This is a genomic window from Idiomarina sp. (assembly GCF_019431395.1).
In the GTDB taxonomy this organism is placed as follows: Bacteria; Pseudomonadota; Gammaproteobacteria; order Enterobacterales; family Alteromonadaceae; genus Idiomarina.
This window is the reverse complement of record NZ_CP080268.1, coordinates 1,913,812-1,929,672: the sequence shown is the minus strand read 5'-3', so window position 1 is coordinate 1,929,672 and position 15,861 is coordinate 1,913,812. Positions and strand designations below refer to the sequence as shown.

Below are 15,861 nucleotides of genomic sequence, written 5' to 3'. Positions count from 1 at the left end.
GGTTGTGTAGTATGGTGCTGACCTCATTTAGGAATTATGGCATAGTCCGGTCATTTACGGGACGAGAATTGGAGAAAAACATGAATCGAGTGATAAAGCCTTTAGCGCTGTCGGCTCTTACTTTAGCGTTGGCGGCATGTTCACAACAAGAACAATACCCAGTGAGCCAGGAAGAACTAAAAACGGAAGAACAAAAACAAGCGTATGCGTTAGGCTCATCCGTCGGACGTTTCGTTGGTCGTAACCTTGACCAGCAAGAAGAAGCGGAAGTGATGTTAGACCGCAATATGGTTATTGCCGGTTTCGTTGATGCTGTAAAAGGCGAAGTGAAACTGGACGAAGAAGAAGCAGAAAAACTGTTGAACGATTTGCGTTCTACAGTGATGGAACAACGTCAAAACGTATTGGGCTCAAAAGCAGCGGAGCAAGGCGAAGCGTATCAGGCTGAAAACGCCAAAAAAGAAGGCGTTACGGTAACTGAGTCAGGACTGCAATATGAAGTGCTGGAAGCCGGTGACGGCACCAGCCCGGCAGCTGAAGATACGGTAGAAGTTCATTATGAAGGGACGCTGGTCAACGGAGAAGTATTCGATAGCTCTTACGAGCGCGGCGAACCAACTGTATTCCCGTTAAACCGAGTTATCCCTGGCTGGACTGAAGGTCTGCAATTGATGCAAGAGGGAGCAAAGTATCGTTTTGTTATCCCGGCAGAGCTTGCCTACGGTGAACGTGAAGTGGGTGGTGGTCAGATCCCACCGAACTCAACATTGATTTTTACCGTTGAGTTACTGGACGTAAAGGACCAGCAACCCGCTGAGGCTGATGCAACTGCAGGTGACGAGACAAACTAAAAGTGTGTTCGCGTTCCATAAAAAATGCCGGCAATTGCCGGCATTTTTCGTATCAAGTCAGCGCTTTAGTAACTCGTTCTCGTGCAGGTGGTTTAGCAATTGATCTTCAAATTCCATTCTCAGCTCAATCGCTTCGCCTAGCGCAGATAAATCGCGGTCAAACTTGTTAAGGTCACTGTTGTTATCCACTTGACCGTAGGTATCGTTAAAATCCAGGGCGATATCTGTGGTATCCGAAATCAATGGAAATAAGTTGTCCATTAAATCATCCAACTGAACATGGTGGTCTTTACCCGCATTAATCAACTGCCCATAAATTTCAAAATGTCCGCTGGAGACATAATCAACGAGCTGACCACAAAACTCCCGGATGTCAGTAATATCCGGTAACCCATTTCGCACCGTTTCGTACGGAGGGAGAGCGGCCAGCTTAAAGTAGTTAACCAACAGGTCCTGACGTTCAGTCAACCACTGATCAATACTATCGTTAGCTCCGCCCCACTTTTTTTTGGCGTGTTCGCCTTTCCTTAACATGTGCTTCTCCGAACAACGGTTATCTGTCACAATCACAACTAACCATGACACAAAGTTTTCAGTTTACTGATCTGACCATAGGAGCCTTTTATGGTAAAGCCTTATTCCCGCCCCGCGGCCGATGAGCCTGCCTGGTGGTGCATTATTAGTTCAGATCAAATCTTCCTAACAGACGATAATGATTTACCCTTCGGATGTCTACAGGATTTACCGTTTCCGGACCTGACTAAATACAAAGTGATATTTATTGGCGAACTCAGGGAGCGAGCCTGTTACCTGATCATGGCAGACTATTTAGATGACAGCTTTGTCGGCGGCTCTTTTAACTCTCTGCGTACGTTGTTGGATGCGCATGATTTAGAAAAATTCGCCATAGCCGGACGTGCGCGGCAGTTCAGTGACTTTGTAAACACACATCGGTTCTGTGGCCGCTGTGGCAGTCGCATGCAAGCCGTAGATTGGGAACTCGCCATGCACTGTCAGCAGTGTCAGCATCGTTGTTACCCGCGCGTGTCGCCATGTATCATCGTGGCGATTACCAAGGGTGACAAGCTCCTGTTAGCGCAGGGTAAACGCCACAAGCAGGGCATGTATTCGATTCTCGCTGGTTTTGTCGAGGCAGGTGAATCACTCGAGCAGGCCTTACAAAGAGAAGTACACGAAGAAGCGGGGATTGAAGTAAAAAATATAACCTATCATTTAAGCCAACCCTGGCCTTTCCCACACTCGCTTATGATGGGCTATACAGCTGAGTGGGCAGGCGGCGAATTACACATTGATCCGTATGAGTTGGTAACTGGCGATTGGTTTGAGTTTGATAACCTTCCACCTATTCCGCCGGCTGGTACTATTGCCCGAACCCTGATAGAAAAGGCTATCGGCAAAACTAGCCAATAGTGGTAAAATCTGCGCTTACTTGTTGTAAAACTGGAAACTTAATAATGCATAAGCCGGTACTAAAAAATGATCGCTATTTACGCGCGTTAATGAAGCAACCCGTCGACCGGACGCCGGTCTGGATGATGCGTCAAGCGGGTCGTTACTTGCCAGAATACAAGGCTACACGAGCGCAGGCCGGCGATTTTATGTCACTGTGTCGTAATACTGAGCTTGCTTGTGAAGTCACGTTGCAACCGCTGCGTCGCTATGACTTAGATGCGGCCATTTTATTTAGTGATATTTTGACGATTCCTGACGCAATGGGCTTAGAGCTATATTTTGAGACCGGTGAGGGGCCAAAGTTTGCTAAGCCGATCACGTCCGTAGAGCAAATTGAACAGTTGGCTGTCCCGGATATGGGTTCAGACTTACGCTATGTAACCGATGCCGTCAGCCTGATCCGTCAAGAATTACAAGGTAATGTCCCCTTGATTGGCTTTTCGGGTAGCCCCTGGACGCTGGCGACCTATATGGTCGAAGGTGGTAGTACCAAGAACTTCTCTAAAGTTAAGCAGTTAATGTTTGCTGAGCCAGAAGCAATGCACAAACTATTAGATGTCTTGGCGGACTCAGTTATCGACTACCTCAATGCTCAAATTGAAGCCGGTGCGCAATCAGTGATGGTATTCGACACCTGGGGCGGAGTATTGTCGCCGCGCGATTATAAACTTTTCTCACTGACTTATATGGAGAAAATCGTAAACGGTTTAACCAAAGAGTCAGAAGGGCGAACGGTTCCGGTTACGCTATTCACTAAAAATGGTGGTCAGTGGTTAGAGGCCATGGCCGCTACCGGGACGACCGGTCTGGGTGTCGATTGGACCACCGATTTAGGTGACGCGCGGGCACGGGTTGGTGACCAGGTAGCCCTACAGGGTAATATGGATCCGAGTGTACTATATGCCAGCCCGGCTCGTATCGAAGATGAAGTTAAAACGATTCTGGCAAGCTTTGGCGAGGGTACCGGACATATCTTTAATTTGGGTCATGGTATTCACCCTGAAGTAGATCCGGAGCATGCGGGTGCCTTTATAGAAGCGATTCATAAGCATAGCCCGCAGTATCATAAATGATTGCAGCTGAGTAAAGTTTGTTAAAAAGCTAACTATTTTGCGATTAACACCCTGTAATCCTCGTTAGAAACACCGCCTACATGGCGGTGTTTTGCGTACAATAGGTACAGTAACATCAGTTTATTAATGCCTAGAGGTAAGCATGGCCCGACGTTCCTGGATAAACCCGCTCACGATAATCGTTATTGTATTGATAGCGCTAGCTGTGTATTTTTTTGCTTTTCCACCTAAACAGGAAAATCAGGCGCGTGAGCAACCCAGTGTACCGGTTCGCGTGCAAACTGCCGAAATTAGTGAGTTTCGTGATGTTATCGAGGCGTTAGGAACGGCACAAGCGAACGAGACCGTGGCAATCACCTCGCAAACCCAGGAAGTTGTCGAAAAAATTTATTTTGATAGCGGTGACTTTGTAGAACAAGGACAACTGCTGGCAGAACTTAACGCGCGTAAAGAGATTGCCCGCGTGCAACAGTTAGAGTTTAGTTTGGGTGAAGCGGAGCGCCAACTAAAACGACTCAATGAACTTCGTCGCGGAAATGCAGCTTCTCAGCAACAGGTAGAAGAGCAGCAAGTTAGGGTGAATGGTCTGCAGGCTGAGCTTGAGGTAGCGGAAGCAACCCTCGCTGAGATGAAGATCTATGCACCTTTTTCTGGCCGCGTGGGTATTCGTGAAGTTAGCCCGGGCGCGCTAGTTTCGCCTGGCGACGTATTTACCACTTTAGATGATATTACTCCGATAAAAGTCGATTTCAGTGTTCCTGAGCGGTACTTTGCCAGCTTAGCTGTTGATCAGGAAGTTATCGCGCGCAACCGTGCCTATCCTGGCCAGCAATTCGTCGGTCGTATTACCAGTATCGATTCTCGCGTGGATCCGGTAACTCGATCAGTTCGCGTGCGTGCGCAACTGCCTAACAGTGACGATTTGTTGCGACCCGGCATGCTATTACAGATCATTTTGCTACGTAGCATTGATAAAACCTTGTTGCTGCCTGAGAAGGCGCTGATGCCAATACAAAACCGGCAGTACGTGTTTAAGTTGATGCCTGATGGCAGTGCTAAGCAGGTCGAAGTGGTTATAGGCCGCCGGAAGCCGGGAATTGTAGAAATTACTGAAGGTGTAGAGCCGGGTGATAAGGTAATAGTGGAGGGCTTGGTGCGCCTTCGCGATGGTGTTCCCGTAAGCGTGCGGGAGGATTAATACGTGTTTTTATCTGATGTTTCGGTAAAGCGTCCGGTTTTCGCCACGGTTATAAACGTGCTCTTGCTAATTTTCGGCATTGTCGCGTTTACTATGCTGCCACTGCGTGAGTTTCCTGATATCGACGCGCCGGTAGTAAGTGTCAGCACAGACTATCCGGGAGCGTCTGCAGAAGTCGTCGAGACGCAAATTACGCAGCTGATCGAAGAGCGTATTAGTGGTATCGAAGGGATTAAGAATATTAGTTCCAGTAGCCGTCCGGGTTATTCTAATATCAGCATCGAGTTTAATTTAACACGTGATATCGACGCGGCCTCAAACGACGTGCGCGAGCGTGTCTCCCGGGCCCTTGACAACCTGCCGGAAGAATCCGACCCGCCTGAAGTCTCAAAAGCTTCCTCAGATGAAACCACTGTGGTTTGGTACAACCTGCGCAGCGAAAGCATGTCGATTCTGGAGCTTACCGATTACGCCGAACGCTACATTGTCGATCGCTTAGCGGTAGTCGATGGTGTGGCGCGAGTTCGGATTGGCGGTGACCGCCGCTACGCGATGCGTGTATGGCTTGATCGTGACGCTATGGCAGCCCGCGATGTAACAGTTACCGATATTGTCAGCCGACTGCGGGAAGAAAATATTGAGCTGCCCGCGGGCCAGGTTGAATCGACCGAACGCGAATTCTCGGTGCGCATGGCGCGTGCTTATCTATCCGAAGAGGACTTTAAAAACCTTGTCGTGCGCCGGGGAGACGACGGGTACCTGGTAAGGCTGGGAGAAATAGCACGTGTCGAACTCGGTGCCGAAGATGATAAAACCGACTTCCGCGGTAACGGCGTTAACATGGTCGGTATTGGCATTATTAAACAATCCAAAGCCAATACGCTGTCAGTTGTCGAAAATGTCCGGCAAGAGATGGAGCGGCTGGAAAAAACGCTTCCTGAAACCATGTATCTGGCGACCAGTTATGACTCATCGATTTTCATTCAGGGTTCAATCGACGAGGTATACAACACATTATTAATCGCCATGTGCTTAGTGGTGGTGGTGATATACTTATTCCTCGGTAATGTCCGTGCCACCATCATTCCGGCGCTCACCGTTCCGGTCGCGATTATCGCCTCCTATATTGTATTATTTGCTTTAGGCTTTTCGATAAACCTGTTGACGCTGCTGGCGCTGGTGCTTGCGATTGGCCTGGTGGTCGATGACTCTATTGTAGTGCTGGAGAACATTTATCGCCGCATTGAGTCGGGCGAACCGCCTCTGTTGGCTGCTTACCGCGGCGCACGTGAAGTTGGTTTTGCAGTTGTTGCAACAACCTTAGTGCTAATCAGTGTATTTGTACCGTTAGCCTTTTTGGAAGGTAACATTGGTAAGCTGTTTACGGAGTTTGCTTTAGCCATAGCGGCGGCGGTTGCGTTTTCGAGCATTGCGGCGTTGACGTTAACGCCGATGCTAAGTTCAAAGGTACTAAGCCATAAAGAGCGCAGTAGCAAATTTGGTAAGGCGTTTGACGCGGTATTTTCGTGGCTGGAGAAAAGCTATCGCAAGGTGCTGGAGGCGAGTGTTGCGCGACCGATTTTTGCCCTGATATTAGTCATCATGGCGGGTGTTGTTAGCTTTGGCGCACTTAAACTCATCCCCCAGGAGTTTGCGCCACCAGAAGACCGAGGCACGTTTTACATTAGTATCCGTGGCGCTGAGGGTGCGAGTTTTGAATCAAACTCTCGTCATATGGATGAAATTGAGCAAATACTGTTGCCGTACCTTGATCAAAATAAAATTGACCGTGTCATTGTGCGGGCGCCAGGCTGGGGTGGCTCTGCCGGTATTGCCATTGTCGGTGCTATTCCGTTTGAAGAGCGCGAATGGTCGACGTTCGAACTGATGGAAGAGATGCGCAGCAAACTTAACCAGGTTGTCGGTGTACAGGCCTTTGCCTTTATGCGCAGTGGTATTAGTGGTGGTGGCGGCCGCCCGGTTCAGTTTGTACTGCAGGGCAATACCTATGAGCAGCTGGCACAATACCGGGATATTGTTATCGAAGAGGCGATGACTAATCCGGGTTTGCAGGAAGTCGATAGCGATTATAAAGAAACATTGCCGCAGTTATTGATCGAAGTAGACGAAGCCCGGGCTGCTGATTTAGGTGTGTCGGTACAGGATATCGGTATTACCTTACAATCGATCCTTGGGCAGCGACGGGTAACCACCTATCTTGATCGCGGTGAAGAATATTATGTGATGCTGGAAGGCGAGAAAGCTGACTACCGCAGTCCGGCAGCTATCGATAACATTTACGTACGCTCAAGCCGTAGCGGCGAGTTAATTCCGCTGTCTAACGTGGTCAATATTAGTGAAAAGGCTACTTCCGGACAGCTTAATCGCTATAACCGAATGCGCAGCGTGACCATCGAAGCAAACCTTGCAGAAGGTTATTCACTGGGTGAGGCGCTCAGTTTTCTGGAAGGGGTAGTCGATGAGAAATTGCCGGAAGATGTATCCATTGATTATAAGGGCGAATCGCAGCTTTATCAGGAAAGTGGCAGCTCAATCATTTTTGTGTTTGGACTGGCCCTGGTAATCACATTTCTGGTATTGGCGGCGCAATTTGAGAGCTTCGTGCATCCGCTGGTTATTATGCTGGCGGTACCCATGGCAATTGTCGGCGCATTTATTGGCCTTTACGTTACCGGGCAAACCATTAATATTTACTCCCAAATCGGCATTGTGATGTTAATCGGTCTGGCGGCTAAAAATGGTATTTTGATTGTCGAATTTGCCAACCAGTTGCGTGATGCCGGCTTAGATTTTAAAGAGGCTGTGTTACGCGCGTCGCAACAGCGTCTTCGCCCTATCGTTATGACTGCATTTACCACTCTAATGAGCGCACTACCGCTTATTCTGGGGTCAGGTCCGGGGCATGAGAGCCGTATGGTTATTGGTATTGTTATATTTTCCGGGGTTGCTGTATCGGCGTTTTTAACTCTGTTTGTAATTCCGGCGCTTTACTTGTTGATGGCTAAGAAAACAACATCACCATTAGCACTTACCCGACGCCTGGAATCTATGCAGGAAGACTATCCCGACCATCACAGCTAAAACGCTGCGGCAAATTGAGTAAGTTAAAAGGGGTTGTCACCGGGAGGTGCCAGCCCCTTTTAAAATGTTGTCGACAAACACCGGGTTGTTGGTAAAAATGCCATCGACGCCCATGGCGTGCAGTTCTTCAATATCGTGCTGCTCGTCAACGGTAAACACATAAATTTGTAGATCGCGCCGGTGTGCGTCATCGACCAGTTCCTGCGTAATAAAATCAACATCGACGTGAGCGGCAACAGCATTGAGCCGTGACGCGAATGCGCAATAATCCAGCGGGCAGCAGGTCGTTAAAGCGCCAATCGCAATGTCAGGGCGACGATGAGTCAGGCGCTGTAGCCAGTGATGGTTAAACGAAGATACCAAGATCTGCGGCAGCTCAAACTGGGTGTTGGCCAGTGCCCAGTCAATGTCGCTAATCAACTCGGGGCTGGGCACATCACCTTTTAACTCGATGTTGACGCAACAGTAACCATCAATGTGTTGCAGTGCTTCGCGTAAGGTTGGAATGGGTTGTTGGCCAAACACTTTTAAGCGGCGAATTTGCTGCTGGGTAAGGTCTTTTAAACGTCCGTGAGTCGCGGTTAAACGCTGTAAATAACGATCGTGAAACACGAAGCGCTCACCGTCGATAGCATAAACATCCAGCTCTATGCCGTGAACCTTTGCATCCATCGCGCGACTAAATGCCGCCAGGGTGTTTTCGGGAGCCTCTGCACTGGCTCCCCGGTGCGCCCAAATTTTCATTTAGCTGTTAGCTTCCTTGCATACAGCCATAATTTGCCCCATACGTGTAACTGAGCGCGGTTTTAGCGACTCCTCAAACGTAATGGCGTCTTTAGCAAAGGCCAGAACCACAGTAGAACCGAGTTTAAAATGCCCCATCTCTTCACCTTTGTTTAAGCGAATCGCTTCGGGTCCCGATGTCGGATAAGACCATGATTGAACTCGGCCGCCGCGCGGAGGTGTAACCGTTCCTGACCAAACAGTGCCAATACTGGCAACAATAGTTGCCCCAACCAGCACCATGGCCATAGGGCCAACTTCCGTATCAAAAATAGCGACTACGCGCTCATTACGGGCAAACAAATTCGGTACGTTTGCTGCTGTCAGGGGATTAACAGAAAACAAGTCGCCGGGTATATAGGTCATTTTCTTCAGCACGCCGTCGCAGGGCATATGAATACGATGGTAATCTTTCGGTGCTAAATAGATGGTGGCAAAATCACCGTCGATGAACTGGCTCGCATCCTGCGCCTCGCCGCCCAATAATTCTTGTAATGAATAATCGTGCCCCTTGGCCTGAAACACACGGTCTTCATTTATCTGGCCCAGTTGACTGACAGCCCCGTCAACAGGATGTGCTAACTCGCCTTCCGCGGCAATCAGAGGGCGTAATTCGGGTTTGAGACGCCGGGTGAAAAACGCATTAAAGGTTTTATACGCCGACGGGTGTTCCTCAATCGCCTCGCTCATATCAATGCCATATTGCTTGATAAACCATTTAATGAATAACTGGGTAAAAATACCTGCCCGAGCCGCAGCAAACCGGCCGACTAAGCGAGAAAGTAAATGTTTTGGGGTAGCATACTGTGCTGCAATTTTAATTTTGTCTGACGTTGACACGCTCATTAACCTCTTGGCATAGCCCTATTGGGCTTCTGTGAGTCCATAGACTCGATAATTCGGTGATAGTTCTGCAATCGCCAGCTGGCGATCTCGCCGGTGTCTGTCGCCTGTTGAAGGGCGCAGCCAGGATCATTGCGATGCTTGCAGTCTCGAAACTTACAGCCGCCTAGGTAGGGTCTGAAGTCTTTAAAGCCCCAGGCGACCCGGTCTTTTTCTAAATGCCACAAGGAAAACTCACGAATGCCGGGTGAATCAATCAATGAGCCACCTGCCGGCAAGTCGTACCATGTCGCAACTGTGGTTGTATGCTGACCGAGCCCTGAGTTATCCGAAACCTGCTTGGTGGCGGTGCCAACTTCAGGCAGGATATTATTAACCAGTGAAGATTTACCCACGCCGGACTGACCGACAACAATCGAAATATGGCCGGGCAGTTTTTCGGTCATAGCGGTTAGGCCGTGCTCAAGCGCACTACTGACTTTAAGAACCTTATACCCTATCTCTTGATAATAATTTAAACAGTCGTTGATCAACTGTTGCTCGTTACTCGAAAGTTCAGCCAGCAAATCAATTTTATTCAGCACGATGATGGGTTCAATATGAATATCTTCGCAGGCGACAATATAACGATCGATAATCTGTGAACTAAAAGCAGGTAACACACTGGATATCACAAAAATCTGGTCGACATTAGCAGCGACCGGTTTCAGCCCGTCATAGAAATCAGGCCTAGAGAGAAGCGATTCGCGATCATGAACCGCTTCGATGACGCCCTGCATGCCATCAGTAGATGACGTGGCCCGGCGCCAGATTACGCGATCGCCACAGACCAGGCTGTCGACGGCGCGACGAATATGACAGCGTATCAACACGCCATCATTATCTATAATGTCGGCGTGTTGCCCATAACGGCTAACCACGCGTCCCTGCTCGGACGGACCTAATTGATCACTATCAAAGTCTAAGCCAGGCTGTTCCAGCCGCTTACGCTGATTTTGTTTTACCCGGCGTTGCTGACCTTTATTGAGGCGACGTTTTTTTACCAAGCCAATCGACCTGTCGTTGAAACTGAATTGACGCTATCATACCTGAAAATAGTAACAGTTTAGAGTGGGATTATGAGCGATAACAATAAAAACGATAGGCTAATTTGGATTGATCTGGAAATGACCGGCTTGGATCCTGAGCAACATCACATTATTGAAATAGCGACTATCGTAACGGATGCTGACCTTAATGAACTGGCGCAGGGGCCAGTAATCGCTATCAACCAACCGCAAGAATTTCTTGATCGGATGGATGATTGGAATGTAAAAACGCATACCGGCTCGGGCCTGGTTGATCGTATAAAGGCAAGTGCATTTAAAGAGCCTCACGCTGTGCAAGCAACCCTCGACTTCCTAAAACAATGGGTCGAGCCCAATAGCAGCCCGATGTGTGGTAATAGTATTTGTCAGGATCGCCGTTTTTTAGTTAAACACATGCCTGAATTAGAGTCTTTTTTTCATTATCGCAATTTGGATGTCAGTAGCTTGAAAGAGTTGGCAAAGCGCTGGAATCCGGAGGTTCTGAATGGCTTTAAAAAGAAAGGCGCACACGAAGCTCTGGAAGATATTCGTGAATCAGTTGCAGAACTTCGTCATTATCGGGAAAACTTTTTACGTCTCCCCTAAGTACACTTTATAAACTGACCGACAAAGGCCGCGCGATGAATCAAGCGAACGTAAATCAGGAAAAACGCTTCGGAGACCCTATTGTTCTTGTCTTAACAATGGGGTTTATTGTTTTGTTTTTAGGCCTGTCGCTTTGGGATATAGAACTAACGGCAAGCGCTATTGCCAGCGGGTTTGCCTGGACTGCCAAATATTTTGGCTCGTTTTTCCAGGTTCTGCTGATACTTACTTTTTTTATTGCGATCGCGACGGCCATGAGTCGTTATGGTAAGGCACGAATAGGCTCCCTTGATAAGCCGGAGATAACCACATTTCGTTGGCTGTCGATGATTTTGTGTACCTTACTTGCAGGTGGTGGTGTATTTTTCGCGGCAGGAGAGCCGGTCTATCACTTTTTGGTCAGTCCGCCGGCCTCAGGTGCAGAGGGCGGAAGTGCTGAAGCAATAGCGCCTGCGCTGGCGCAGAGTTTTATGCATTGGGGGTTCCTGGCCTGGGCAGTGCTGGGCTCCTTATCGGCGATCGTATTGTCCTATTCCCACTATGTTAAGGGTAAGCCGCTGCAACCGCGGACATTGTTGTATCCGGTTTTGGGGGAGCGCGTTTTAAAAGGTGCGTTAGGCAGTATTGTTGATGCTTGCTGCGTGATTGCAGTGGTTGCAGGAACAGTCGGTCCTATTGGTTTTCTGGCAACGCAGGTGAGCTTCGGCTTGAGTGAGTTGTTTGGCGCAACGGATGGCTTTGCCCTGCAGCTGACTATTTTGTTGTGTCTGGCGGCGATTTATATGATCTCAGCGTTAACCGGACTGCACAAAGGCATTCAGTTTTTAAGTCGAATGAACGTGTTTTTAGCACTCGCTATTGCCGCTGTGATTATCGTATTTGGGCCAACACTGTTCCTGGCAGACAGTTATTTACAGGGCATGGGCAGATATCTTGGCTCGTTCTTTGCGATGGCGACGATGACTACAAATACTGCTCCGGATTGGTGGATGCAGTGGTGGACCGTATTTTTCTTTGCCTGGTTTATTGGTTATACACCATTAATGGCCGTGTTTGTTGCTCGTATCTCCCAAGGCAGAACCATTCGCCAAATGGTTGTTGCGGTGGCAGTCATTGCACCAATAGCGACCACGATTTGGTTTACTCTGCTTGGTGGTTCCGGCATTTTTTATCAGATGCAGGGTGTTTTCGACCTGACCCAGGCATTAAATGACTTCCAGTTTGATGTGGCAACGCTAACCGTGGCGCAAGCCTTACCGGGTGGTAAAATAATGGCCGCTGCAATTTTGTTGTTGACGACAATTTTTGTAGCAACCACGGGAGACTCGATGAGTTACTCCATTGCAATGGTAGGTGCCGGACACGATGAGCCTCATGCCGCAGTGCGCGTATTTTGGGGTGGCGCTATGGCAATCATGGCTGCCGTTCTACTCTATATGGGGGCGGGCCAGATTAGTGTCTTACAGCAGTTTATCGTAATAACCGCCTTGCCCGTATCGTTGGTTATTTTGCCGACACTCTGGACCGGGCCACAGACCGCAAAAGCAATGTACCGGCAACAGTTTGGTGATAGTGATTAAATGTTCGCCAGGTCGCACTAAATTTGCAGAAAAACTATTGACGAATGCGGCGTAATGGGTAGAATACACGCCGCACTGACGATGCGGGAATAGCTCAGCTGGTAGAGCACAACCTTGCCAAGGTTGGGGTCGCGAGTTCGAATCTCGTTTCCCGCTCCAAGTCAGTAGCAAAAGTTTTAGACGCGGGAATAGCTCAGCTGGTAGAGCACAACCTTGCCAAGGTTGGGGTCGCGAGTTCGAATCTCGTTTCCCGCTCCAAGTCAGTAGCAAAAGTTTTAGACGCGGGAATAGCTCAGCTGGTAGAGCACAACCTTGCCAAGGTTGGGGTCGCGAGTTCGAATCTCGTTTCCCGCTCCAAACTTCTCTCAATAGTTAATACGCATCACTTCCAAGCATTCCTTTTAGATGTGCGACCACACTGCGGCCGAGTGCGCTCAAATCGTATCCGCCCTCAAGGGTCGACACAATGCGTCCGTTGCAATGCTTATCAGCAAGACGTTTAATCTGCTCAGTTACCCAAAAATAGTCTTCCTCTTTTAGCAAAAACTGGGACATTTCATCTTCAACATGCCCATCAAAGCCTGCAGAAATTAAAATAAGCTGAGGTTTGAACGCATCGATTTTCGGGAACCACTTTTCGTATACGGCCTCGCGCCACTCATAGTTTTTACAACCGGGTGGTAAGCCAATACTTAAAATATGTTCGTTGTTATGGTTCTCATCAACAAAAGGATACAGTTGTTGTTGAAAAGACGAACAGAACAGGACGCGTGGATCGGCTTCGAAAATGTCTTCAGTGCCGTTGCCGTGATGCACATCAAAATCAACAATAGCAACGCGTTCAAGGTCATACTTATCCATAGCGTATTGAGCGGCGATGGCAATATTATTAAAAATGCAAAACCCCATGGCCTGGTTGCGGGTTGCATGATGTCCCGGCGGCCGAACAGCGCAAAACGCCTGTTGATTAGTATGCTGCATAACGTGGTCTACGGCATTAATATTGGCGCCGACTGCCATCAATGCTGATGCCAGTGTTTCGGGCGTCATTGGCGTATCAGGGTCAAGCCAAATGTGACCCTCGGTAGGGGCTTTTTCAAATAGCCCGTCGACGTAATCTTTGTCATGCACACGATAAATAGGCGCTAAGTCCGATGCAGTTGCCTGTTCTCTAACCAGCACAAAATCTAATCCTGAGCGAATAATTTGATCGTTAATCGCGTCGATTCGAGCCGGACTCTCCGGGTGATGAGGGTCCGGGTTATGCAGGGCACAATCTTTGTGTGTAAACAGCGTTATTGACATGACGCTTCCTTTTCATCAACCAGTGATAGCTTAAGTAGTACTTCGCCTGGCTCGTCCGCAGGCTGGCGCTTAAAGCCGCCTTTTTCGAACACATTTAACATAGGTGTGTTGTTAGCCATAACAACCGCCTGCATGCTGGTTAAGCCGCGTGTTTTGGCAATTCGTGCCATCTCTTGCAGCAACATACTGGCCATCCCCTGCCCCTGGTAATGTTCGCGGGTAACAAACGCAACTTCACAACTATTTTGCGACTCGATGAAGTAATAGCGGCCAACGGCCATAATTTTTGCTGCAGAGCCTTTTTGTCTAACAATGCATAAGGCCAGATCTTTGGATTGATCAATACTGACCAGGGTACAAGACTTTTCGCGGCTCATTTGTGTTGGAACTGCATTATATCTTAGCTGCAGCGTTTCCTTAGTATGCGAATAGAAAAACTCCTGCAAGCGCCTTTCGTCAGAGGGGTAGAGTGGTCGCAAATCAAATTCTTCGCCTTTAAAATTGATTTTTTTGAAGCCCATAACACCAAGCTCGGGCACATCAACTGGTGTTTGTTGCTGATAGTGAGGAACCCAGTAATGCTGACGAACCTGTTGTAGTAGTTGTTGCCGAAACTTAGGGTGTGCAACTCGAATCAATTCTAAAGCACGTTCGCGTATACTCTTTCCACGTAGTGATGCAACGCCGAACTCGGTTACCACGTAATGAACATGGCCTCTGGACGTTACGACACCGGCCCCTTCTTTGATGTGGGCTACGATTCGCGAAACTTTACCGTCAGATGTTGTTGAGGGTAGCGCGATAACCGGCTTGCCACCTTTGCTTAGCGAGGCGCCGCGGCTAAAGTCGACCTGACCACCGATGCCACTATAAAACTGATGACCGATTGAGTCGGAAACAACCTGCCCGGTCAGATCAACCTCGATAGCACTGTTAATCGCTATGAGGTTATCATTACGGGCGACATTGGTTGGTGAGTTGACGTATTCACTGGGATAAAAGCCGACATGTGGGTTCTGATGCACAAAATCGTATAGCTTTTGTGTACCCATGCAAAAACTGGTGACGATTTTGTTGGGATGAAACGTTTTTTTACGGTTATTAATAACGCCTTTGAGCATTAGTTCCATAATGTCGTCAGTAATTAGCTCACTGTGAACCCCGAGATCCTGATGGTTACTTAAATATCGCAGCGCAGCAGCGCATACCCGTCCAACCCCAATTTGAAGTGTACAACCGTCTCGTACCAGCAATGCTATGTACTGGCCGATACGTTCTATTATTTTACTGTCCTCACTTGCCGGAGGCATTAATTCCGGTAGTGCTTCGTCGTGTGCCCAAAAATAATCAATTTGACGCTTGTGTAAAAATGACTGCCCGTAGGTTACCGGCATCTGAGGGTTAACCTGAGCAATGACAGTATTGGCCGACTTAGCCGCTGCAGAGACCACGTCAACCGAAACGCCCATTGAGTGGTAGCCGTATTGATCGGCGGGACTCACCATAATCAAAGCCGCATCAAGCGGTAAAATGCCATTTTCAAAGAGGTTGGGAATGTCAGATATAAAACAGGGCGTGTAATCAGCGCGCCCCTCGTTCACCGCTGTTCTGACTGTTTCGCCACCAATAAAAAACGTATTAACTTTAAACAACTGTTGATGTTCTGGTTTAGCCCATTCGTTGTCAGATAACGTCATTAACTGGACAACCTCAATATCATGCAGGTGTTTGGCGTGCGCCATCAAATCCTTGATTAAGGCGGTGGGCACGCCTGCATGCGAGCCAATAAAAATACGTTGGCCAGACTTTAATATTTTAGACCAATCGAGCTTTGCTTCTGCCATAGTTGCCTCGATGTTTCGTTCAGGCTATTCATTTATCTATACGCCATCTTGAGTACTTGGTAGCCATGTTAAAAATCGGTTACAATTTGTTATAACTTATAAACGCCATTGTGTCTGCGTAGCCAAACGAGAAGAG

The 15,861-nt window shown here is 48.4% G+C and carries 13 protein-coding genes and 3 tRNA genes; 10 read left to right on the top strand and 6 right to left on the bottom strand.

The genetic code is table 11. The features are described 5' to 3' along the window. The first annotated feature begins 80 nt into the window (after positions 1–80). The gene (gene fkpA / locus KZ771_RS09330) at positions 81–851 is read left to right on the top strand and encodes an FKBP-type peptidyl-prolyl cis-trans isomerase (RefSeq protein WP_290653043.1); all 771 of its coding nucleotides are present in this window, start codon (positions 81–83) and stop codon (positions 849–851) included. Positions 852–908: 57 nt separating this feature from the next. On the opposite strand, the gene rsd is transcribed toward fkpA, so the two are convergent. Continuing rightward, positions 909–1,385, bottom strand: a complete 477-nt coding sequence (rsd, locus tag KZ771_RS09325; protein WP_290571208.1) for a sigma D regulator — start codon at positions 1,383–1,385, stop codon at positions 909–911. Between the two features lie 90 nt (positions 1,386–1,475). On the opposite strand from rsd, the gene nudC reads away from it, so the two are divergent. The 4 genes from nudC (at position 1,476) to KZ771_RS09305 (ending at position 7,697) form a co-directional block, all read left to right on the top strand. Further along, positions 1,476–2,282, top strand: a complete 807-nt coding sequence (gene nudC / locus KZ771_RS09320) for an NAD(+) diphosphatase (RefSeq protein WP_290653041.1) — start codon at positions 1,476–1,478, stop codon at positions 2,280–2,282. Positions 2,283–2,326: 44 nt separating this feature from the next. Further along, positions 2,327–3,397, top strand: a complete 1,071-nt coding sequence (hemE, locus tag KZ771_RS09315) for a uroporphyrinogen decarboxylase (RefSeq protein ID WP_290653039.1) — start codon at positions 2,327–2,329, stop codon at positions 3,395–3,397. A 142-nt stretch (positions 3,398–3,539) separates the two neighbouring features. Further along, positions 3,540–4,595 (top strand): efflux RND transporter periplasmic adaptor subunit, encoded by a 1,056-nt coding sequence (locus KZ771_RS09310; protein ID WP_290571214.1) that lies wholly within the window; start codon positions 3,540–3,542, stop codon positions 4,593–4,595. 3 nt (positions 4,596–4,598) lie between these two features. After that, positions 4,599–7,697 (top strand): efflux RND transporter permease subunit, encoded by a 3,099-nt coding sequence (locus tag KZ771_RS09305; protein WP_133539399.1) that lies wholly within the window; start codon positions 4,599–4,601, stop codon positions 7,695–7,697. Positions 7,698–7,733: 36 nt separating this feature from the next. Here KZ771_RS09305 and KZ771_RS09300 read toward each other — a convergent pair whose 3' ends face one another. From KZ771_RS09300 to rsgA, 3 genes are read right to left on the bottom strand one after another with little or no spacing between them, the layout of a single operon-like run. Continuing rightward, complete coding sequence (locus tag KZ771_RS09300; protein WP_290571218.1) at positions 7,734–8,441, bottom strand: glycerophosphodiester phosphodiesterase family protein; 708 nt, start codon at positions 8,439–8,441, stop codon at positions 7,734–7,736. Beyond that, positions 8,442–9,320, bottom strand: coding sequence for an archaetidylserine decarboxylase (asd, locus tag KZ771_RS09295; protein WP_133539499.1), 879 nt, complete (start codon positions 9,318–9,320; stop codon positions 8,442–8,444). Positions 9,321–9,325: 5 nt separating this feature from the next. Beyond that, positions 9,326–10,369 (bottom strand): small ribosomal subunit biogenesis GTPase RsgA, encoded by a 1,044-nt coding sequence (rsgA, locus tag KZ771_RS09290; protein WP_290653037.1) that lies wholly within the window; start codon positions 10,367–10,369, stop codon positions 9,326–9,328. A 72-nt stretch (positions 10,370–10,441) separates the two neighbouring features. Here rsgA and orn point away from each other — a divergent pair, with 72 nt between their 5' ends. From orn to KZ771_RS09265, 5 genes are all read left to right on the top strand, one after another. Continuing rightward, a complete protein-coding gene (gene orn / locus KZ771_RS09285; RefSeq protein WP_290571222.1) occupies positions 10,442–10,996 on the top strand; it encodes an oligoribonuclease in 555 nt (184 codons plus the stop codon). Positions 10,997–11,031: 35 nt separating this feature from the next. Beyond that, positions 11,032–12,576, top strand: a complete 1,545-nt coding sequence (locus KZ771_RS09280; protein WP_290571224.1) for a BCCT family transporter — start codon at positions 11,032–11,034, stop codon at positions 12,574–12,576. 83 nt (positions 12,577–12,659) lie between these two features. Further along, positions 12,660–12,735, top strand: a tRNA-Gly gene (locus KZ771_RS09275). 23 nt (positions 12,736–12,758) lie between these two features. Further along, positions 12,759–12,834, top strand: a tRNA-Gly gene (locus KZ771_RS09270). 23 nt (positions 12,835–12,857) lie between these two features. After that, positions 12,858–12,933: transfer RNA gene (locus tag KZ771_RS09265), tRNA-Gly, on the top strand. Positions 12,934–12,948: 15 nt separating this feature from the next. Here the strand turns inward: KZ771_RS09265 and KZ771_RS09260 are convergent. Further along, entirely contained in the window at positions 12,949–13,881 is a 933-nt protein-coding gene (locus KZ771_RS09260; protein WP_290569152.1) for a histone deacetylase family protein, read from the bottom strand. Continuing rightward, a complete protein-coding gene (locus KZ771_RS09255) occupies positions 13,872–15,725 on the bottom strand; it encodes a GNAT family N-acetyltransferase (protein ID WP_290569151.1) in 1,854 nt (617 codons plus the stop codon). Before KZ771_RS09255 ends, KZ771_RS09260 begins: the two co-directional genes overlap by 10 nt. Positions 15,726–15,861: the final 136 nt, after the last annotated feature.